The organism is Mesorhizobium sp. WSM4840, assembly GCF_055811755.1.
The window spans coordinates 1-18,338 of the sequence record NZ_JBVVQD010000009.1; the positions used below are offsets into that span (position 1 = coordinate 1).

An 18,338-nucleotide genomic window follows, 5' to 3' on the forward strand; every position below is an offset into this window, starting at 1 on the left:
CGTTCGAGTGTCGCTCACGCGGCTCTCTTGAATTTCGCAGAGGGCAGATCTAGAAGCGAACTTCTTCGTCGCCAGCGACGCGCCGCCCTCGTTGGTGAGGCGTATATAGTCGGCAGCCGTCCAAAGTGTCAACAACGATTTCCGTCTTTTTTTACGGAGAACTGTTACCCTTTTTGCGTCCCAGTTCAGGGTGCACCACACCATGTCTTAGGTACGATTTGTTGTCTCCGGGCTGGACAACTTCAGGTAGACCGGCTGGATCGCCACGATCCGAAGGTTCTCACCATGAAAATTTGAACCGCACGGGACCAGGAGCTCACCTGTCCCCATGCGGCGGAGCCGTCTCCGGTCCTGTGAGCTTATATGGGAACAAAACAGGAAAATTCAAGGATCATGGCTGGAACCATTCGGCCCGGCTGTTAGTTCCATCAGCGAAGAACGGGACCGCCGAGCGAGCGTCGCAGCGCGACAGGCCTGAGGTCCTCAGCAAGTCTTCCAGGCCAATATCGCTCTACGACCGCAGGCGGTGGTGCCGTTCTGGGCACCAACAGGGAGATTCACCATGAAAGTCGCTGAGATAATGACCCCCAACGTCCATCTCGCCAGTCCTGGCGAGTCGCTGCAGAAAATCGCGAAACGAATGGCGGTTGACGACGTCGGATTTCTGCCGGTCGGAGAAAACGACCGACTCGTCGGAACGATCACCGACCGTGACATCGTCGTGCGTGCGGTCGCCGAAGGCAAGGACGGCAACGCGACAGTCCGCGACGTGATGACCGAGGATGTCAAATACTGCTTCGAGGACGAAGATATCGAGCACGTCGTCCAGAACATGGGCGATATCCAGGTCAGGCGGTTGCCCGTCCTCAATCGCGACAAGCGCCTGGTGGGCGTGGTCTCGCTCGCGGACGCGGCGCTGAAGGAAGATCCGGCAACCGTCGGAATCGCGATGTCCGGCGTGGTCGTGCCCGGCGGCGCACACGCGACGTAAGCGCTCTGCCCGGCAGGCGAGATCGGACTGAGTTCAGCGGCCCGCACTAACATCGGACCCAAAGTGGGTACCGGTGTGGGGATATCCGATGCTCAAACAAAAAGAGGAGCGGCGGCACGAGTCGGTTTGAAATGGCCTCTAGCGTTGTCGCGTCTCAAAGAGCCCAAAGCGATGGCTCGACCGAGCCCTAACCACACCTTCCCTGCCTATGCCGGGAGCGTCGATGACGCCCCCGGGCTGCACTAGTATTTTGCACGTTTTCGCTTGCGCTCTTGCCGTGGCTCAGAGCTACGATTGGGCGATGTCAGTTCGGTGCCACCGCGGTATCGCCCAGCACCACACCCTTGGCAGCCTGTTCGATGACCTCGGCTACGGCCTGTGGCTGGGTAAGGAACACCACATGGCTGCCTTTGACTTCGGTCGTGACCGCCCCGATACGATCGGCGGTGCTCCGAAGCAGTTCGGGCGCAATAGCGCCGTCCTCAGTCGCGACAACGTACCAGCTTGGCTTGGTCTTCCACGCCGCCGTCGTCACCTTGGCCTCAAGCGCCTTCATAGCGATCGGCACCTGTGAGTCGCGCAGGAATGCGGCGTCGGCATTGTCGGTGTCCCCGGCAAAGCCGGCCTTAAACGTCTCAGTCTTCAGGAACGCGAAGCCATCGGGCTGCACGTCAGGCTGAAAGTTCGGCGGAGGAGGAACCTCGGCATATTGGTCCAGCGTGGACTGACCGACATCTGGAGCGAAGGCAGCGACATAGACGAGGCCCGCAACATTGGCAGCGTCGCCGGCTTCTGTAATTACCGTGCCACCGTAGGAATGGCCGACGAGAATGGCTGGCCCATCCTGCCGGGCGAGCACGCGACGCGTTGCGGCTACATCGTCTTCGAACGACGTGAGCGGGTTCTGGACGATCGAGACTTTATAGCCACGACTTGTCAGTTGGTCGTAGACGCCTCGCCATCCAGCTCCGTCGGCAAATGCGCCGTGGACGAGAACGATATTGCGGAGCGGCGCGCTCTGTGCGTCGGCAGCAGTTGCCGAAAGCGTCAGCGCACCGACGGCGATCGCTAGGGATTTGATCATAATAATTCTCCAGTTGGATTTTGCTGTTGATAGGACAATCATGATCTACCCTGAAGGGTCTGACTTGATTATCGAGCGGATTCGGACATCAATGTCTCAAAATGAGAGACAATCCTGGAGGACGCAAATGCTGCACGACTTCAGCGATACGGTCGCTTTCGTAAAGGTGGTGCAGGAAGGGAGCTTCACAGCGGCGGCGCGCGTGCTCAAGGTGCCGAAGACACGGATCAGCCGGAAGGTGCAGGAGCTGGAATCCAGACTACAGACACAACTGTTGAATCGGACAACGCGCAGCCTGAAGCTGACTGAAGCGGGAGCGGTTTATTTCCAGCACTGCGAGCGAGTGGTGAAGAATCTGGAGGATGCGGAGAACGCAGTGGCGGAGTTGCAGCAACATCCGCGCGGGTGGCTTCGGATTACAGCCCCGTATTGGCTGGCAACTCGCGTCCTCGCGCCGCTGCTCACCGAGTTTCGCCGCTTCTATCCAGAGGTGTTCCCGCAATTGCTTCTTGGGCACGAAGTCGTCGATCTTGTCACCAAGGGCATCGACGTCGCTTTCCGGCTCCAGGAAGGCACCCTGCCCGATTCCACGCTCACGGCTCGGCGGCTCGGCGCATTACCGATGGGCATCTATGGAGCCCCGACCTACCTGGAACGTGCGGGAATGCCACAGCATCCTTCGGAGCTGGCAGAACATGCCTGTCTGTTGACAGAATTCTATTTCAATCGTCCGGCTGTAGAATGGCCCCTGTCGAGCGGCGGCGAGCAGTCCCAGTTCAAAGTACGAGCAGTGGCCGTCGCCAGCGATCCAGAGGCTCTTCACGGGTTCCTGCTGGAGGGAGTTGGCCTGTTCATGACCAACCATGTGCGCGTCAAGTCGGACGTTGCGGCTGGAAGACTGGTTCGTGTCCTGCCCGAGTGGGCAGGGCCCGAACCGACCCTCTATGCGATCCGGCCAGGAGGCGGCGTTCAGCCGCCCAAGGTTAAAGCATTCTTGGACTTCCTCATTCCGCGGCTCGACTTGAAGAGGATTGACAGCAAAGGGAGCCACATCTGAAGCCGATCCTGCGCACAAAGCGCTTCTTCCGCCGCATCGCCGGGCGTTAAACTGACCCACTACCCCCTTTGGCAGTAGCCGGCTGATGCAGTTTGACCCGAGCTAGCCCTTATCAACGTTACGCCGATTTAATGTGCAAGCGAGCGGGAGAATTGCCATAAAGCTTTGATATCGACGAGTCATCCTGCGTGTCGGAGTGTGCCGTCGCGTCTACTTCACCTTGGGAACCGTAGGCGGTATATTTGCCAACCGGAGCGCCGATGGCCACCTGGAAACAGATCGTATTTGCACTTGTGATCCTCGTCGCGGCTGCGGCCGCCTGGGTTCGCTTTTTTCCAGGCGCGCCGGATGTGCTGGCGCGCTGGGGCATCGATTGGGCTTATGCCGCAACGCCACCAACGGGCGCCGTCGATAACGCCGGGCAAGCAGGCAGCCGCAACGCCGCCGGCCGGCGGGTGACTATCGTTGCATTGCCGGCGTCCGCCGCCATCATCAACGATCGCCTGCAGGCGATCGGCACCGGCCGCGCCAACGCCTCGGTGACGATCAATCCCTACAGTTCCGGCCGCCTAGTAGAATTCCTGGTCGAGTCCGGCGCGCATGTCGAAAAGGGGCAGGTGATCGCCACCCTCGATTCCGACACCGAGGTGATCGCACAGGACCGCGCCAAAGTTGCTTTGCAGGACGCGCAGGCCAAGCTCGTCCGGGTCAAATCGCTGCGGGCTTCCAACGCTGCGACAGCGGTCGCCGTTGCCGATGCCGAAGTGGTGCTGGCCAATGCCAAGCTGGCGCTTCGCGATGCGGAACTGGCCTTGCGGCGCCGCTCGATCGTCGCACCGATCGCCGGTGTCGTCGGCATCCTGCCGATTGCCGCCGGCAACTATGTGACCAGCCAGTCGGCGGTCGCCACCCTCGACGACCGCTCCAGCATACTGGTCGAATTCTGGGTGCCGGAGCGCTTCGCCGCCGCCGTCAAGATCGGCGCGCAATTGTCGGCGACGCCGATTGCCAATCCCAACAAAGCCTATACCGGTACGGTTTCCGCTATCGACAACCACATCGATGAAGCCAGCCGTACCCTCCTGGTCAAGGCAAAGATCGCCAACCCGGCCGATTCGCTGCGTGCCGGCATGTCCTTCCAGATCTCCATGAAATTCCCCGGCGACAGCTATCCGGCGGTCAGTCCGCTGGCGATCCAGTGGGGTTCGGACGGCGCCTATATCTGGGCCATCGTGGACGGCAAGGCCAAGCGGGTGGCCGTGCGCATCATCCAGCGCAACACCGAGACCGTGCTGATCGACGCCCCGATCGTCAGCGGCGACATGGTGGTGACCGAAGGCACCCAGAGCGTCAGCGAAGGCGGCGAGGTCCGCATCGCCGGCGAAGAACAGCGCGCCGCGGACGCCGACGGCTGATGACCGCAACCAACAACGCCGCCGGCGACACAGGCTTCACCGCGCTGTTCATCCGCAGGCCGGTGATGGCCTTGGTCTTGAACACGCTGATCGCGGTCGCCGGCCTTGCTGCCTTCTACGGTGTCGAGGTCCGCGAACTGCCTGATGTCGATCGCGCCGTCGTCACCGTTAACACGACCTTTGAAGGCGCTGCGGCCGAGACCGTCGACCGCGAATTGACCGACGTGATTGAGGGCGCGGTCGCCCGCGTCTCCGGTGTGAGGTCGATCTCGTCCACCTCGTCCTTCGGCACGAGCCGCGTCACCATCGAATTCAACGACGGCGTCGACCTCGACGTCGCCGCCTCCGATGTGCGCGATGGCGTTGGCCGCGTCGTCGACCAGATGCCTGACACGGCGGATGCGCCGCGCATCGTCAAGGCCGACGCCAATTCCGAGCCGGTGATGCGGCTGGCTGTCACCTCCGACACCATGTCGGTGCAGGACATGACGGTGCTAGTCCAGGACCAGATCGAGGACGAGCTTGCCGCCGTGCCCGGCGTTGCCGACGTCCAGGTCTATGGCGACCGCGACAAGATCTTCCGCATCGATGTCGACCAGAACAAACTTGCCAGCCTGGGCTTCACCGTCGCCGACCTGAGGACAGCGCTGGCTTCGGTCGCTTTCGATTCGCCGGCCGGTTCGATCACCACGACCAACCAGGACCTGATCGTGCGTCCGACGGCGGACGTGACCACGCCGGAGGAGTTCGAAAACATCATCATCGGCGGCACGACCCGCATCCGCGACGTCGCCACCGTCACGCTCGGCCCCGACATCGGCCAGACCACATTGCGCTCGAACGGCAAGACCGGCATCGGTCTCGGCATCATCCGCCAGGCGGAATCGAACACGCTGGATATTTCGACCGGCGTCAGAGCCGCGGTCGCCACGCTGCAGGCGGATCTGCCCCAGGGCATGTCGATCAAGGTCACCAGCGACGATGCGGTCTTCGTCAACGGCGCGGTGCATGAAGTCGAAATCGCACTCGGCCTGTCCGTCTCCATCGTGCTGATCGTCATATACGTGTTTCTCCTCGACTGGCGCGCGACGCTCATTCCGGGGCTTGCGATGCCGGTCGCCATGATCGGGACGATCGCCGCCATCTATCTCGCCGGCTTCTCGGTCAACATATTGACGCTGCTCGCCCTGGTGCTGGCGACGGGCCTGGTCGTCGATGACGCCATCGTCGTTCTCGAAAATATCGTGCGACGACGCAACGAAGGCATGGGGCCACGCGCCGCGGCCGTGCTTGGCGCCCAGGAAGTGTTCTTCGCCGTCATCGCCACGACGCTGACGCTGGTCGCCGTGTTCGTGCCGATCTCCTTCCTGCCCGGCCAGACCGGCGGCCTGTTTCGCGAATTCGGCTTCGTTCTCGCAATATCGGTGCTTCTGTCCGCCGTCGTGGCGCTGACCTTTTGTCCGATGCTTGCCTCGCGCATGCTGTCGGTCGCGCCGCTTCATCACGAAGGCGGCAGCGGCATCGGCGCCCGCATCGGCGGCGCGCTGAACAGGCTCTACCGGCGCTGCCTACGTACCTGCCTCGATGCGCCGTGGATCGTGCTCCTGGTCGCGCTGCTGTTTGGAGCCACCGCCTTCACGCTGTTCGGCACGATTCGCCAGGAACTGACGCCGACCGAGGATCGTGCCGTCGTGCTCATGCGCGTCGACGCGCCGCAAGGCGTCAGCCTCGACTACACGACGCAGCAGATGCAGAAGATCGAAAAACTGATCCAGCCGCTGCGCGATTCCGGCGAAATCCGCAACACCTTCGAGAGCGCCGGCCGGAACGGCGCCTACAACGCCGGCTTCATGGTGATGACGCTGGCGCCATGGGACGAGCGCGACCGCAGCCAGCAGCAGATCATGGCCGACATCAGCCGGCTCACCCGGCAGGTGCCGAGCGTGCGCGTCTTTCCGATACAGCCCAACAGCCTCGGTATTCGCGGCGCCGGCAACGGCCTGCAGTTCGCGCTGGTCGGCAACAACCGTGCGGCGCTCGGCGACGCTGCGGTGAAGATCATCGCCGAGATGCAGAAGGATCCCCGCTTCCAGTCGCCGCGGCTCTCCGTCGACCCGACGCAACCCCAACTTTCCGTCGCCATCGACCGCGAGCGCGCTTCCGACCTCGGCATCGACATTACCGGGCTTGCCGATACCTCCCAGGCCATGCTCGACGGCAATGATGTCGTCGACGTCTATATCGCCGACCGCAGCTACGGGGTGAAGCTCGTCTCGACGACCAACCCGATCAACGATCCGACCGATTTGGAGAACATCTTCCTGAAGACGGCCGACGGCCGCTTCGTGCCGATGTCGACCATCGCCACGTTGACCGAGCGCGCCGTACCGCCCTCGCTGACCCGCGAGCAGCAGCAGCCGTCGGTGGCGATCACCTCCAACCTCAGCAGCGATTTCGCACTCGGCCAGGCGCTGACCCGCGCCGAAGCAATCGCCACGCCGCTGCTGCCGGCGGGCAGCCGCATCGTGCCGTTGGCCGAGGCGGCGACGCTGGGTGAGACCAACAGCGCCATGATCACCATCTTCGGCTTCTCGCTGGTCATCATTCTTTTGGTGCTCGCCGCACAGTTCGAGAGCTTCGTCAGCGCGGTCATCATCATGGCGACGGTGCCGCTCGGCCTCGCCTGCGCGATCTTTGCCCTTTTGCTCAGCGGCACCAGCCTCAACGCCTACAGCCAGATCGGCCTGGTGCTGCTGGTCGGCGTGATGGCCAAGAACGGCATTCTGATCGTCGAGTTCGCCAATCAGTTGCGCGACCGCGGGCTCGGCGTGCGCGAGGCGATCGAGCAGGCCTCCACCATCCGGCTGCGGCCGGTGGTGATGACGATGATCTGCACCGTGCTCGGCGGTGTGCCGCTGGTGCTGGCGAGCGGCGCCGGCGCCGAGGCGCGCATCGCGCTCGGCTGGGTGATCGTCGGCGGCCTGGGTTTGGCCACCGTGTCGACGCTGTTCCTGACGCCGGTCGCCTATCTCCTGCTCGGCCGCTTCGTCACGCCGAAGGTGGAAGAGGCATCGCGGCTGAAGCGCGAGCTCGAGGAAGCCGCCTACACCAATGTCGACCCGGCGGAGTAGGTTCGGGTCAGGCAGCCTTCAACATCGCGGCGGGAAGGTGTTCTCGGGCATCCAGCACCTCCATGCCGACGATGTGACCCTCAGCATCATAGTCGAGGACTATGCCTGCGGAAACTTCCTCGCTTTCCTGAATCGCTTCCGAGGAAAAACGGATGTAGGCAGCATTAGCTTCCGGGTCATATTCGAGTTTGAGTGTCATTTCGGCCTTCTCGCCCCGCGATCGAAGTAGACAGACAGTATACGGATTTCCTCAGGCGTTACCACACAGATGACGCGCAGGATGCGATTGCCATTTTCGGGCACCCGCTTGTACAGACGTATCACCGAGGTGTCTTTCACATCCGCCGCTTGCCAATCCGGTTCCCACACAGCTCGTTCGATCCAGCGTTTGTCGAGCGAACGTTCACGAATGACTGTCTCGGCATGGTTGGTGTACAGCAGCGGGCGTTTCGCAATCATTCCGCAGCCATATCCCGATCAACACCGTGCCGCCGGGCCCGGCCAGTCAGCCAACACGCGCCCCATCGCCTCGGTTTAGGCACTTTACCCGTGGCAAGGAATGATCGTACTTCGGGAAGCCTTGTCAACGCGAGCCATTTCGTCTGGACAAGGGGGCAGGAGCGAGGGAATTATCCGGAGGAAATTGCAATGAGCTATCTGGACGAGCTGTTTTCGGTGGCCGGCAAGACCGCGCTGGTGACCGGGGCTGCGACCGGCATCGGCCGCATGGCTGCAACCGCTTTGGTCAGGGCCGGCGCAACCGTGATGATCGCCTCGCGCAAGGGCGAGGATTGCATCAGGGTTGCCGGCGAACTGAACGGCCTCGGCGGCTCCGGCCGGGCCGAAGGCTTTGCCGGCGATGTCTCCAGCGAAGCTGGCATCGCAGCGCTGGTCGATGAGGTCAAGGCGCGGGCCGAGCGGCTGAACATCCTGGTCAACAATGCCGGCGTTTCCTGGGGCGCGCCGCTGGAAAGCTTCCCCTACCATGCCTGGGCCAAGGTGTTCGGCGTCAACGTCACCGCCGTCTTCCATCTGACGCGCGAGCTTCTGCCGCTGCTCGACGCCGCCGCCAGCGATGCCGATCCGGCCCGGGTGATCAATCTGGGTTCGGTGATGGGCACGCAGCCATTGGCCGACGACGCCTACTCTTACGCTGCGTCGAAGGCTGCTGTTCATCATCTGACGCGCACCTTGGCGATCGAGTTCGCCGCCCGCCGCGTCACCGTCAACGCGTTCGCGCCCGGCCCCTTCCAGAGCCGGATGACCGCCTTCGCCACCGCGACCGAGGACCAGGCCAAGCATGTCGGCGGCCATGTTCCGATCGGCCGCATCGGCGCGCCGGATGACATTGCCGGCGCAACGCTCTATTTGTGCAGCCGTGCCGGCAGCTATGTCACCGGCGCCATCCTGCCGATCGATGGCGGGCAGTCGGTGCAGCATGGGCTGACACTGTTCAAGGAATGAAGCCGCTCGCGTTCCGGACGGTTGAAATGGAGGACATCAGCGTGGAACCGATCAGTCTCGATGTGCTTCTGGCCAGCGTCGGCAAGGAAGTCGGCGTGTCGCCCTGGCGGGTGGTCTCGCAGCGCATGATCGACCAATTCGCCGATGCCACCGACGACCACCAGTTCATCCATTGCGATCCGGAGCGCGCCAAGCGCGAGACGCCGTTCGGCGGCACCATCGCGCATGGCTTCCTGTCGCTTTCGCTTTTGTCGGCAATGACCTTCGAGACCATGCCGCCGCTCGAAAACAGCAAGATGGGCGTCAATCATGGCTTCGATTCGCTGCGCTTCCTGGCGCCGGTGAAGACCGGCGCGCGCATCCGCACCCGATTCGTGCTGGCCGACGTCAAGGTCAGGCCGTCGGGCTGGGTGCAGACGGCGCATGATGTGACCATCGAGATCGAGGGGTCGAAAAAACCGGCGCTGACCGCGCGCTGGCTGACGCTGACATTGATCGAACGCCAGCCAGAAGCGGCTTGAGTGGCGAACGCTGGTAACCCTGTTACGGCGATCATCTTGTCCGATTCCGTACAGCGTATATAATTTAGCCAGCCACTAACAATAAAGGCAGGCGAAGATTGCCGCTCAGCGTCCAGACACGCCGCGAGAAACAAAAGGCCGAACTGCGCTCCGAACTTGTCGATGCGGCGCACAAGCTCGTGCAGGAGGAAGGCTATGAAGGCCTCACCATACGCAAGCTGGCCAAGCGCGTCGGCTATGCACCGATGTCGGTCTATTCCTATTTCGCCGACAAGCAGGACATTCTGTTCGCGCTGGCCGAGGATGCGTTCGAGACTCTGGCAAAGCGTATCGAGGATCACCCGGCCGACGATCCGATCGAGGCGCTGCGGGTGGTGATGACCGAATACGCGGCCTTCGGCCTTGGCAACCCCAACGAGTATCGCACGGTGTTCATGACCGAAAAGGTCAAGCCCCCGGAAGGCAGGAACTTCGCCGAGATGCAAGAGGGCAACCCGTTGATGAAAGTGCTGATCAATAGGGTCGAGGCCTGCGTTGCCGCCGGCAGGCTGAAGGGCGACCCGCGCGCCATCGCCACCATGCTATGGGCGGTCGGTCACGGCACGATCTCGCTGCTGATCACCTTTCCTTTCTATCCGTTCGGCGACCAGCAGGCTTTCGTCAAGCGGATGTGCGACTTCACGCTTGCCGCGCTGGCCACCCAGGACGTGCCGCCGCTGACCGAGACGCGGGTCAACTGCTGCTGAAAGGTTCCTTCGGTTTCGGGTACCTGAAGATCGTGTACGGCACGGGTGAACGGCGCCGCGTGCGCAACTCGGCGCGCGCTGGTGCGACGCGATTCCCAACATCCACATAAAATTTTCGTACATGTACGACTTCTGGCTTGAACCCTCTGATTGCCGGGTGTATATGTACGCTTTACCGTACATGTACGGAAAATTCAGCGGTTGAACTGGAGACAGAAGATGAGAAAGCCGATCTTCGCCCTCGCGGCCGTCCTGGCATTCTCGGGCGCGGCCTTCGCCGGCCAGAGCCAGCCCGGCAAGCAGGCGCCGGCCGCAGCCTGCGCCGACATCAACATCGAGCTCGATTGCGACGCGACCGGATCGGTCGAAAAGTCAGGCTCGGCCACTCGCAACGGCTCGACTGAAAACAAGGGCCCGCGGCTCGGTATCGACATCGATCCGTGGATCGTGCCAAGCACGTTCTGAGGTTCGAAGACAAAAGGGCGACAGGAAATCCTGACCGCCCGTTTTCGTGGCCATTTCAGCCCGGCGCCGCTGGAGCCCGATGGAAGCTATTTCCTTCGCTTCTTCATTCCGGCCACGATCTTGGCCTTGCCGGGTCTTGCGGGAGCACCGGAAATGGAGGTCCCGGTGATTGACACGGGATCACTGGCCGGAAACGTGTCCTCAAGCCCTTCCTCGAGTTCCTCTTCAATGTTTGGTTCTTGGTGCTGCTCGTGTTCGAACGAGCGCACGGCCGGCGTCTTCTGGACCGGTGGATTCGGCGCCGATTTCGACGGCATCGACATTCTCCCTCGACTTGCTCCGGCAACAGCCGAGCGCAGCGAGTATTCCTAAGCCGCTGCGTCGCCTGCCGCCTCCGACAGGAAAGTAAAGACATAATCGGAAAAGGAACGCCAGCATTCAACGCGGAACGCGTCGGTCGCGGTGCGCAGCAGCACGATTTCGACCTTGCCCAGAATGGTGCGCGACGCCGCGCCGACCGGAAAGGCGTCGAGCGACAGATCCTGCGGGCAGCCTGAATTGATCGTCGCCGCCGCTGCCGGGCCGGTGACCGATATGGCGACGTTGCGATGCGAGATGCCGACCGCAGAATGTAGCACTGTTACCTCGGCGCAGTCGGCGAGCGGGTCTCTTCCCACCTCGTCGATAACCAGCCATTCGTCTGGCCCAAGCCACAACGCCGTGCGCCCGGCCTTCGCCGCCGAAGTTTTGGGCTTTCGCGGCAGGGTCACGCCGAGCGCCTTCGAAAGCGCCGCGACCGAGGCGTCCGGCGCGCGCAGCGAAATACGCTCCGCCGGCTGCAACACTGCAAGCGTAACGCCGGTTACGGAAAGCTCCTGGCCCGCGAGGACCGGCCGGCGTTCGACCGACGGCGCAGCGGCTGCAGATTTCTTCGCGGCAACCTTAGCCATTGAGGCGCTCCCCCTTCTCGTCGAAGAACACCATGCCGGTGACCTCCACCTCGATCGTCCCGTTGGGCATCGGCACGTAAAGCGTCTCACCCATCCGGTCGCGGCCGCCGGCAACCAGGGCCAGCGCGATCGAGCGACCGCAATTTTCCGACCAGTAGCTCGAGGTGACATGGCCGATCATGGTCATCGGGATCGCCTGCTTCGGATCGCCGACGATCTGCGCGCCTTCTTCCAGCACCACCTTAGGGTCTTTGGTCTTCAGGCCGACCAACTGCTTGCGGCCCTTGGCGACAAGATCCGGCCGCGCCATGCCGCGAATGCCGACGAAATCGGCCTTCTTCTTGCCGACGGCCCAGTCGAGCCCGGCGTCGTTTGGCGTCACCGTGCCGTCGGTGTCCTGGCCGACGATGATGTAGCCCTTTTCCGCACGCAGCACGTGCATCGCCTCGGTGCCGTAGGCGCCGGCGCCATGCTTCTGGCCCTCGGCCCACAACGCTTCCCAGACGGCCTGGCCGTAGTCGGCCGGCACGTTGACCTCGAAGCCGCGCTCGCCGGTGAACGACATGCGGAACAGCCTTGTCGGCACGCCGCAAATCCTGCCCTCGCGCACCGACATATGCGGCAGCGCCCCGTCCGACATGTCGATGCCCTCGATCAGCGGCGCGATGATCTCCCGGGACTTCGGTCCCTGCACGGCGATCACCGCCCATTGCTCGGTGATCGAGGTCAGCCAGACATTGAGATGCGGGAACTCGGTCTGGAGGTAATCCTCCATATGGTTCATGACACGCGGCGCACCGCCCGTCGTCGTCGTCACATGGAAACGGTCGACTGCAAGTCTTCCCACCACGCCGTCGTCATAGATGAAACCGTCCTCGCGCAGCATGATGCCATAGCGGCAGCGGCCGGGCTCCAGCTTCTCCCACGGATTGGTGTAGAGCAGTTCCATGAATTTGGCCGCATCCGGCCCGACCACCTCGATCTTGCCCAGCGTCGAGGCGTCGAACAGGCCGGCTGTCTTGCGCACCGTGACACACTCACGATCGACGGCGGTGTGCATGTCCTCGCCCGCCTTCGGAAAATACCAGGCGCGCTTCCATTGGCCGACATCCTCGAACATCGCACCTTGAGCCTCGGCCCAGGGATGGATCGCCGTCTTGCGGGTCGGGTCGAAGAGCGGACCCCGCGCGTGCCCGATGATCGCGCCGAAGGTCACCGGCGTGTAGGGCGCCCGGAACGTCGTCAGACCGACCTGCGGGATCGGCTTGTCCAGCGTCTCGGCGGCGATAGCCAGGCCGTGCATGTTCGAGGTCTTGCCCTGGTCGGTCGCCATGCCGTTGGTGGTGAAGCGCTTGACGTGCTCAATCGAGCGCATGCCTTCATGCACCGCCTGGCGGATGTCCTTGGCGGTGACGTCGTTCTGGAAATCGACGAAGGCCTTGACTGTCGTATCCGGCCCGGCGCCGGGCGCCGCACCCAGCATGCCGCGCGACCAGCTCTCGCTGGCGTCGACCTTCGGCTTGGTTCCCTTGACGGTGTTGGCGCTGGCATCTTTTGCCGCCTTGGCGCCCGCCGCATAGGCCTCTTCGATCGTCGCCGACAGCCCGTCCGTGCCGTTGCAGGCGCCGACGGAGACACAGTCCTGCGCGTAGGTGCCGGGCACGAAGCGCTTGGTCTCGTCGTTGAAGGCAACCTTGCCGCGCGACTGCGAGAACAGATGCACCGACGGTGTCCAGCCGGCCGACATCAGGATGGCGTCGACCGGGATGGTGCGCTCGCCGCCGCCATTCTTCGGCTGCACGGTCATCGATGAGACTCGCAATTTGCCGCCGGCGCGGATCACCGCGCGGCCGAAATTGACCTCGATGCCGAGCGCCCTCGCCTCGTCGATCACCGACCCGGTCGGGTTGTCGCGCAGGTCGACTATCGCCGCCACGCCGACGCCGGCTTTCTTGAGGTCGATCGCCGCCGCATAGGCGGAATCATTGGCCGTATAGACGCCGACATTCCTGCCGACCGCGACGCCGTAATGGTTGAGATAGGTGCGCGCCGCTGACGCCAGCATGATGCCGGGCCGGTCGTTGTCGGCAAACACCATGTGCCGCTCGATGGCGCCGGTCGCCAGCACCACGCGTTTGGCGCGAACCTGCCACAGCCGCTCGCGCGGCAGGTCGCGGCCGGGGTTCTGCAGATGATCGCTGACGCGCTCGACCAGGCCGACGAAATTCTGCGCATAATAGCCGAAGGCCGTGGTGCGGGACAGCACGCGGACATTGTTCATGGCCTTGAGCTGCGCGACTGCCGCCTGCGCCCAGGCAAAACCGTCCTGGCCGTCGACCTTGGCGCCGCTCTCGAAACGAAGGCTGCCGCCGAAATCCGCCTGCTCGTCGGCAAGGATCACGCGCACGCCGGTTTCGGCCGCGGCAAGTGCGGCGGCGATGCCGGCAGCACCACCGCCCAGCACCAGCACGTCGCAATGGGCGTAGCGCGCCGAATAATGGTCGGGATCCGGCTGGTCGGGGGCGACGCCGAGGCCGGCGGCGGCACGGATCTTGGGCTCGTAGAGGTTTTTCCAGGCGGACTTCGGCCACATGAAGGTCTTGTAGTAGAAGCCGGCCGAAAGCAGCGGCGAGGCGATGTCGCCGACCGCACTGACGTCGAAGGAAAGCGACGGCCAGCGGTTCTGCGACTGTGCAGTCAGCCCGTCATAGAGCTCCTGCACCGTGGCGCGGACATTTGGTGTCTTCCTGGCGGAGTCGCGCTTGATCTCGACCAGCGCATTGGGCTCTTCCGCCCCAGCGGACAGGAAGCCGCGCGGGCGGTGGTATTTGAACGAACGGCCGACCAGATGCACGCCGTTGGCAAGCAGCGCCGAGGCCAGCGTATCGCCCTCGACACCGGCATAGGACTGGCCGTCGAAGCTGAAGCGGGTCGTCTCTGCCTGCTTGAGGCGCCCGGCGCCGGGAATGCGGAACGCTGCGATCATTTGGCGGCTCCCGGCAGCTTCGCCGGCTTGGGTTCGCCGGCCTTGTAGGTCATCAGGAACCTGTCGCTGACGGTGTCGCGCACGGCATTGAAGAACCGCGCGCAGCCATGCATGTGCCGCCAGCGCTCATAAATGATGCCTTTGGGATTCGAGCGGATGAAGAAGAACTTTTCGAAGTCGTCATCGCTTGTCGCGGCCATATCTGCCGAACGTGCAATATGCGCCTCGCCGGCGTTGCGGAATTCGAGTTCCGGACGCTCTTCCTCGCAATAGGGGCAGCGGATGAGAAGCATGGTTGTTCCTACAATTCGCCATGGCCGACACGGGCGCCGGCCGGTTGATCGCAAAGCCCCTGACCCAACATCCCGAAGGGAGCCATCATCAGTGTGCCACCGCTGCCGCTGCCGCCTCGTCGATCAGCCGGCCGGTGCGGAAGCGCTCGATGGTGAAGGGCGCGTTGATCGGGTGGGGATCGTCCCTGGCGATGGTGTGGGCAAAGACATGGCCCGAGCCGGGCGTCGCCTTGAAGCCGCCCGTGCCCCAGCCGCAATTGACATAGAGGCCGGGCACCGGCGTCTTGGCCAAGATCGGCGAGCGGTCGGGCGTCACGTCGACGATGCCGCCCCACGACCGCAGCATTTTCATGCGGGTGAACATCGGGAACATCTCGCAGATGGCGTCGAGCGTGTGCTGCAGGATAGGCAGGCCGCCGGTTTGCGAATAGGAGATATACTGGTCGGTGCCGGCGCCGATGACCAGTTCGCCCTTGTCGGACTGCGAGATATAGGCGTGCACCGTGTTCGACATCACCACGCAGGGGAAGACCGGCTTGACCGGCTCCGACACCAGCGCCTGCAGCGGATAGCTTTCCAGCGGCATGCGCACGCCGGCCATGTTCATGATGACGGACGAATGCCCGGCGGCAACGACGCCGACCTTCTTGGCGCCGATGAAGCCGCGCGCCGTCTCGACGCCGATGACCGCACCGTTCGGCGCCCGCTTGACGCCGGTGACCTCGCAATTCTGGATGATGTGGACGCCGCGCGCCGAAGCGCCGCGCGCATAGCCCCAGGCGACGGCATCGTGACGCGCCGTGCCGCCGCGACGCTGCAGGGTCGCGCCCATCACCGGATAGCGGGCATCGCGCGAAATGTTGAGCGGCGGGCAGAATTCCTTGGCGGCTTCCGGCGTCAGCCATTCATTGTCGATGCCGTTCAGACGGTTGGCATGGACGTGGCGCTTCAGCACTTGGATGTCGTGCACATTGTGGGCCAGCATCATGACGCCGCGCGGCGAATACATGACATTGTAGTTGAGCTCCTGGCTGAGCCCGTCCCACAGCTTCAGCGCATGGTCGTAGATGCCGGCGCTCTCGTCATAGAGATAGTTGGAGCGGATGATGGTGGTGTTGCGGCCGGTGTTACCGCCACCGAGCCAACCCTTTTCCAGCACCGCGACATTGGTGATGCCGTGCACCGTTGCCAGGTAGTAGGCGGTGGCCAGGCCATGGCCGCCGGCGCCGACGATGATGACGTCGTACTCCTTCTTCGGCTCCGGCGAGGACCACTGTTCCTCCCAGCCCTTGTGGCCGCGCATGGCCTCGCGGGCGATGGCGAATACCGAATATTTCTTCAACGTTCCAGCCTCGCAGATAGCGGCCCGGCATCCAATCGAGCCCCGGCGCGCGAGGTGTATCACTAGCGAAACCGCGCTGCCACCCTTGCGCTGTTTGCGACGGCGCTTGCCGTTTTGCGCCACGGCCAAAAAGACCTGTCGAAGCAACGAACCGAACGACGCCTCCGGACGCCTTCGCAGGTATCGGGTGGCTCGCTTTGCCTCGATCTGCGACCAAGCATCCGATTGCCGGCAAAGCTGGCGCGAAAGAAAAGGATGCAAAAATGCTCGCACTCGCCAACAAAGTTGCCATCATCACCGGCGCCAGTTCCGGCATCGGCCGCGCCACGGCCAAGGTGTTTGCGGAGGAAGGCGCCAAGGTGGTCGTCGCGGCCCGTCGCCAGGCAGAGCTGGACGCGCTCGTCGCAGAAATCGAGGAGGCCGACGGCACCGCCATTGCGCTTGCCGGCGACGTTCGCGATGAGGCCTATGCCAAAGCCCTTGTCGAGCTGGCGGTCGAGAAATTCGGCGGGCTGGATATCGCCTTCAACAACGCCGGCTCGGTCGGCAAGATGGGTCCGATTTCGGAGTTGTCGCTGGAGGGATGGCGAGAGACGCTCGACACCAACCTGACCAGCGCCTTTCTCGGCGCGAAATACCAGGTACCGGCGATGGTCGATCGCGGCGGCGGATCGCTGATCTTCACCTCTACCTTCGTCGGCCATACCGTCGGCATGCCCGGCATGACCAGCTATGCCGCAAGCAAGGCCGGGCTGATCGGATTGACGCAGGTGCTTGCCGCCGAGTATGGCGCGAAAGGCGTGCGGGTCAACGCACTGCTGCCGGGCGGCACCGACACGCCTTCGGCAACGTTCAAGACACCCGAATCGCGAGCCTTCGTCGAAAACCTGCATGCCTTGAAGCGCGTTGCCGAGCCTGAAGAGGTCGCCCGCTCGGCGCTCTACCTGGCTTCGGATGCATCGAGCTTCACCACCGGCGCGGCGCTGTTTGCCGATGGCGGTGTCTCGATCAGCCGGACGTGAGGCGTTTCCCGCGTGGACGAGCGAGTCGCAATCTCGCAAAAGCGGTCTTGCTTTCCAGCGCGATTTGGCGATTTCTTCGGACACTTCTGTTCGAAGACGGGCCTAAAACATGCTGCTGATCAGGACCTACATCGCCGCGAGCGCAATCGAGGGCGTCGGCGTGTTCGCCGCCGAGCCGATCAGGAAGGGAGCGTCGATCTGGCGGCTCGATCCGGATTTCGACCGGCTGATCCCGACGGAAAAATATAAGACGGCGCCGCCGCACCTCAGGGAATTACTCGACAGATATGCCTATCCAAGCCCGGACCGGCCCGGATTCATGGTCTATGAAGTCGACAACGGCCGCTTCATGAACCATTCCGAAAGGCCGAACACGGATTTTTCTCGGCATGGCGGGGCAACCGCGATCCGCGACATAGCGGCGGGCGAGGAGATAACCTGCGACTATGGCGAGTTCTTCGAGGATTTCGAGCGGCTTCATTTGGCCACGGCATAGAGGAAGCGCCTGTCCGCTTGCTCTGTTGCGAATGCTGACCATAAAACGGCCCGGGTCGACGATCGGCTCCAGGCCACGTTTCCAGCCCTAGTTCCGGTGAGAATGCGGCTCGTCGGTGTGGCGGCCGTCGTACTGCAGGTCCAGCTCCCGAATCGCCTCCTTGCCCTTCTCTGGATCGACAAGCCTGAGAAGCGCGTCGATCTTGGCCTCCATACGGTCGGTACTCTCCTTCGATTGCGGCGATCCGACGAAGAGCAGGAACGCCAGGCCACCGACCTGCCAGAGCAGCTGCAGGAATTCCGACTGCCAGTTCTCGAGCGTGTCGCGGCTCATCTCGATCAGATAGCCGCCGAACTCGGGCGGTTGGCCAAGCGC

19 protein-coding genes are annotated in these 18,338 nt (G+C 63.3%); 10 read left to right on the top strand and 9 right to left on the bottom strand.

What is annotated here, in order from left to right; all coding sequences use genetic code 11:
- Positions 1-562 precede the first annotated feature (562 nt).
- Positions 563-991: a CBS domain-containing protein gene (locus tag AC0L3I_RS14090; RefSeq protein WP_473488049.1), complete on the top strand. Its 429-nt coding sequence runs from the start codon at positions 563-565 to the stop codon at positions 989-991.
- 304 nt (positions 992-1,295) lie between these two features.
- On the opposite strand, the gene AC0L3I_RS14095 is transcribed toward AC0L3I_RS14090, so the two are convergent.
- The gene (locus tag AC0L3I_RS14095; protein WP_473487969.1) at positions 1,296-2,075 is read right to left on the bottom strand and encodes an alpha/beta fold hydrolase; all 780 of its coding nucleotides are present in this window, start codon (positions 2,073-2,075) and stop codon (positions 1,296-1,298) included.
- Between the two features lie 127 nt (positions 2,076-2,202).
- On the opposite strand from AC0L3I_RS14095, the gene AC0L3I_RS14100 reads away from it, so the two are divergent.
- The 3 genes from AC0L3I_RS14100 (at position 2,203) to AC0L3I_RS14110 (ending at position 7,678) form a co-directional block, all read left to right on the top strand.
- Positions 2,203-3,132, top strand: a complete 930-nt coding sequence (locus AC0L3I_RS14100; RefSeq protein ID WP_473487970.1) for a LysR family transcriptional regulator — start codon at positions 2,203-2,205, stop codon at positions 3,130-3,132.
- A 260-nt stretch (positions 3,133-3,392) separates the two neighbouring features.
- Positions 3,393-4,547, top strand: a complete 1,155-nt coding sequence (locus AC0L3I_RS14105; RefSeq protein ID WP_473487971.1) for an efflux RND transporter periplasmic adaptor subunit — start codon at positions 3,393-3,395, stop codon at positions 4,545-4,547.
- A complete protein-coding gene (locus tag AC0L3I_RS14110) occupies positions 4,547-7,678 on the top strand; it encodes an efflux RND transporter permease subunit (RefSeq protein ID WP_473527276.1) in 3,132 nt (1,043 codons plus the stop codon). The genes AC0L3I_RS14105 and AC0L3I_RS14110 overlap by 1 nt, the downstream gene beginning before the upstream one ends.
- A 7-nt stretch (positions 7,679-7,685) precedes the next feature.
- On the opposite strand, the gene AC0L3I_RS14115 is transcribed toward AC0L3I_RS14110, so the two are convergent.
- Both AC0L3I_RS14115 and AC0L3I_RS14120 read right to left on the bottom strand, forming a co-directional pair.
- Positions 7,686-7,877, bottom strand: coding sequence for a DUF2283 domain-containing protein (locus AC0L3I_RS14115; RefSeq protein ID WP_123151247.1), 192 nt, complete (start codon positions 7,875-7,877; stop codon positions 7,686-7,688).
- Entirely contained in the window at positions 7,874-8,137 is a 264-nt protein-coding gene (locus AC0L3I_RS14120) for a DUF4258 domain-containing protein (RefSeq protein WP_473487973.1), read from the bottom strand. The genes AC0L3I_RS14115 and AC0L3I_RS14120 overlap by 4 nt, the downstream gene beginning before the upstream one ends.
- Positions 8,138-8,326: 189 nt before the next feature.
- Between AC0L3I_RS14120 and AC0L3I_RS14125 the strand changes: the two genes are divergently transcribed.
- The 4 genes from AC0L3I_RS14125 (at position 8,327) to AC0L3I_RS14140 (ending at position 10,874) form a co-directional block, all read left to right on the top strand.
- Entirely contained in the window at positions 8,327-9,142 is an 816-nt protein-coding gene (locus AC0L3I_RS14125; RefSeq protein ID WP_473487974.1) for an SDR family oxidoreductase, read from the top strand.
- Positions 9,143-9,168: 26 nt separating this feature from the next.
- The gene (locus AC0L3I_RS14130; protein WP_029348059.1) at positions 9,169-9,663 is read left to right on the top strand and encodes a MaoC family dehydratase; all 495 of its coding nucleotides are present in this window, start codon (positions 9,169-9,171) and stop codon (positions 9,661-9,663) included.
- A 98-nt stretch (positions 9,664-9,761) separates the two neighbouring features.
- Positions 9,762-10,409 (top strand): TetR/AcrR family transcriptional regulator, encoded by a 648-nt coding sequence (locus AC0L3I_RS14135; protein ID WP_473487975.1) that lies wholly within the window; start codon positions 9,762-9,764, stop codon positions 10,407-10,409.
- Positions 10,410-10,628: 219 nt separating this feature from the next.
- Complete coding sequence (locus AC0L3I_RS14140; protein ID WP_473487976.1) at positions 10,629-10,874, top strand: DUF680 domain-containing protein; 246 nt, start codon at positions 10,629-10,631, stop codon at positions 10,872-10,874.
- 86 nt (positions 10,875-10,960) lie between these two features.
- Here the strand turns inward: AC0L3I_RS14140 and AC0L3I_RS14145 are convergent, their stop codons facing one another.
- The 5 genes from AC0L3I_RS14145 to AC0L3I_RS14165 all read right to left on the bottom strand — a co-directional run bounded on the left by AC0L3I_RS14145 (position 10,961) and on the right by AC0L3I_RS14165 (position 16,445).
- The gene (locus tag AC0L3I_RS14145) at positions 10,961-11,191 is read right to left on the bottom strand and encodes a hypothetical protein (RefSeq protein ID WP_292182999.1); all 231 of its coding nucleotides are present in this window, start codon (positions 11,189-11,191) and stop codon (positions 10,961-10,963) included.
- Positions 11,192-11,242: 51 nt separating this feature from the next.
- Positions 11,243-11,824 carry a sarcosine oxidase subunit gamma gene (locus tag AC0L3I_RS14150; RefSeq protein ID WP_473487977.1) on the bottom strand — a complete coding sequence of 194 codons (582 nt, stop codon included), beginning with the start codon at positions 11,822-11,824 and terminating at the stop codon, positions 11,243-11,245.
- Positions 11,817-14,810 carry a sarcosine oxidase subunit alpha gene (locus tag AC0L3I_RS14155; protein ID WP_473527277.1) on the bottom strand — a complete coding sequence of 998 codons (2,994 nt, stop codon included), beginning with the start codon at positions 14,808-14,810 and terminating at the stop codon, positions 11,817-11,819. The genes AC0L3I_RS14150 and AC0L3I_RS14155 overlap by 8 nt, the downstream gene beginning before the upstream one ends.
- A complete protein-coding gene (locus tag AC0L3I_RS14160; protein ID WP_095492142.1) occupies positions 14,807-15,103 on the bottom strand; it encodes a sarcosine oxidase subunit delta in 297 nt (98 codons plus the stop codon). The genes AC0L3I_RS14155 and AC0L3I_RS14160 overlap by 4 nt, the downstream gene beginning before the upstream one ends.
- Before the next feature lie 88 nt (positions 15,104-15,191).
- Entirely contained in the window at positions 15,192-16,445 is a 1,254-nt protein-coding gene (locus tag AC0L3I_RS14165; RefSeq protein WP_473527278.1) for a sarcosine oxidase subunit beta, read from the bottom strand.
- Positions 16,446-16,708: 263 nt separating this feature from the next.
- Here AC0L3I_RS14165 and AC0L3I_RS14170 point away from each other — a divergent pair, with 263 nt between their 5' ends.
- Both AC0L3I_RS14170 and AC0L3I_RS14175 read left to right on the top strand, forming a co-directional pair.
- Positions 16,709-17,467, top strand: a complete 759-nt coding sequence (locus tag AC0L3I_RS14170; protein ID WP_473527279.1) for an SDR family oxidoreductase — start codon at positions 16,709-16,711, stop codon at positions 17,465-17,467.
- 109 nt (positions 17,468-17,576) lie between these two features.
- The gene (locus AC0L3I_RS14175; RefSeq protein WP_473487981.1) at positions 17,577-17,963 is read left to right on the top strand and encodes an SET domain-containing protein; all 387 of its coding nucleotides are present in this window, start codon (positions 17,577-17,579) and stop codon (positions 17,961-17,963) included.
- A gap of 87 nt (positions 17,964-18,050) precedes the next feature.
- Here the strand turns inward: AC0L3I_RS14175 and AC0L3I_RS14180 are convergent, their stop codons facing one another.
- Positions 18,051-18,296: a DUF6766 family protein gene (locus AC0L3I_RS14180; RefSeq protein ID WP_473527280.1), complete on the bottom strand. Its 246-nt coding sequence runs from the start codon at positions 18,294-18,296 to the stop codon at positions 18,051-18,053.
- Positions 18,297-18,338 lie beyond the last annotated feature (42 nt).

Bases quoted from the DNA above. Each gene is read 5' to 3' on its own strand.
- AC0L3I_RS14090 (WP_473488049.1), top strand. From the start codon at position 563: ATGAAAGTCGCTGAGATAATGACCCCCAACGTCCATCTCGCCAGTCCT.
- AC0L3I_RS14095 (WP_473487969.1), bottom strand. From the start codon at position 2,075: ATGATCAAATCCCTAGCGATCGCCGTCGGTGCGCTGACGCTTTCGGCA.
- AC0L3I_RS14100 (WP_473487970.1), top strand. From the start codon at position 2,203: ATGCTGCACGACTTCAGCGATACGGTCGCTTTCGTAAAGGTGGTGCAG.
- AC0L3I_RS14105 (WP_473487971.1), top strand. From the start codon at position 3,393: ATGGCCACCTGGAAACAGATCGTATTTGCACTTGTGATCCTCGTCGCG.
- AC0L3I_RS14110 (WP_473527276.1), top strand. From the start codon at position 4,547: ATGACCGCAACCAACAACGCCGCCGGCGACACAGGCTTCACCGCGCTG.
- AC0L3I_RS14115 (WP_123151247.1), bottom strand. From the start codon at position 7,877: ATGACACTCAAACTCGAATATGACCCGGAAGCTAATGCTGCCTACATC.
- AC0L3I_RS14120 (WP_473487973.1), bottom strand. From the start codon at position 8,137: ATGATTGCGAAACGCCCGCTGCTGTACACCAACCATGCCGAGACAGTC.
- AC0L3I_RS14125 (WP_473487974.1), top strand. From the start codon at position 8,327: ATGAGCTATCTGGACGAGCTGTTTTCGGTGGCCGGCAAGACCGCGCTG.
- AC0L3I_RS14130 (WP_029348059.1), top strand. From the start codon at position 9,169: ATGGAGGACATCAGCGTGGAACCGATCAGTCTCGATGTGCTTCTGGCC.
- AC0L3I_RS14140 (WP_473487976.1), top strand. From the start codon at position 10,629: ATGAGAAAGCCGATCTTCGCCCTCGCGGCCGTCCTGGCATTCTCGGGC.
- AC0L3I_RS14145 (WP_292182999.1), bottom strand. From the start codon at position 11,191: ATGCCGTCGAAATCGGCGCCGAATCCACCGGTCCAGAAGACGCCGGCC.
- AC0L3I_RS14150 (WP_473487977.1), bottom strand. From the start codon at position 11,824: ATGGCTAAGGTTGCCGCGAAGAAATCTGCAGCCGCTGCGCCGTCGGTC.
- AC0L3I_RS14155 (WP_473527277.1), bottom strand. From the start codon at position 14,810: ATGATCGCAGCGTTCCGCATTCCCGGCGCCGGGCGCCTCAAGCAGGCA.
- AC0L3I_RS14160 (WP_095492142.1), bottom strand. From the start codon at position 15,103: ATGCTTCTCATCCGCTGCCCCTATTGCGAGGAAGAGCGTCCGGAACTC.
- AC0L3I_RS14170 (WP_473527279.1), top strand. From the start codon at position 16,709: ATGCTCGCACTCGCCAACAAAGTTGCCATCATCACCGGCGCCAGTTCC.
- AC0L3I_RS14175 (WP_473487981.1), top strand. From the start codon at position 17,577: ATGCTGCTGATCAGGACCTACATCGCCGCGAGCGCAATCGAGGGCGTC.
- AC0L3I_RS14180 (WP_473527280.1), bottom strand. From the start codon at position 18,296: ATGAGCCGCGACACGCTCGAGAACTGGCAGTCGGAATTCCTGCAGCTG.